Annotated in this window: 1 rRNA gene; it reads right to left on the bottom strand. The window is 55.8% G+C overall.

The features are described from left to right. Nucleotides 1-547: ribosomal RNA gene (locus tag EHW58_RS15615) — 23S ribosomal RNA — on the bottom strand; the annotation flags it as partial.

Here is a 547-nt window from a genome sequence, read left to right as displayed (position 1 = left end):
ACAACCCTTTAGAGAGCTCGAAGCTCTAGGGATGACTCATCTCGGGGCCAGCTTCGCGCTTAGATGCTTTCAGCGCTTATCTGTGCCGAACTTAGCTACCGGGCAATGCGTCTGGCGACACAACCCGAACACCAGCGGTTCGTCCACTCCGGTCCTCTCGTACTAGGAGCAGCTCCCCTCAATCATCCAACGCCCACGGCAGATAGGGACCGAACTGTCTCACGACGTTCTAAACCCAGCTCGCGTACCACTTTAAATGGCGAACAGCCATACCCTTGGGACCGACTTCAGCCCCAGGATGTGATGAGCCGACATCGAGGTGCCAAACACCGCCGTCGATATGAACTCTTGGGCGGTATCAGCCTGTTATCCCCGGAGTACCTTTTATCCGTTGAGCGATGGCCCTTCCATTCAGAACCACCGGATCACTATGACCTACTTTCGTACCTGCTCGAGCCGTCACTCTCGCAGTTAAGCGGGCTTATGCCATTGCACTAACCTCACGATGTCCGACCGTGATTAGCCCACCTTCGTGCTCCTCCGTTAC

Origin of the sequence: Salinivibrio sp. VYel1, assembly GCF_009377945.1 — a bacterium.
Classification (GTDB): Bacteria; Pseudomonadota; Gammaproteobacteria; order Enterobacterales; family Vibrionaceae; genus Salinivibrio; species Salinivibrio siamensis.
Note: the sequence above shows the minus strand (reverse complement) of the source record. Positions and strands in the feature narration are given on the sequence as shown.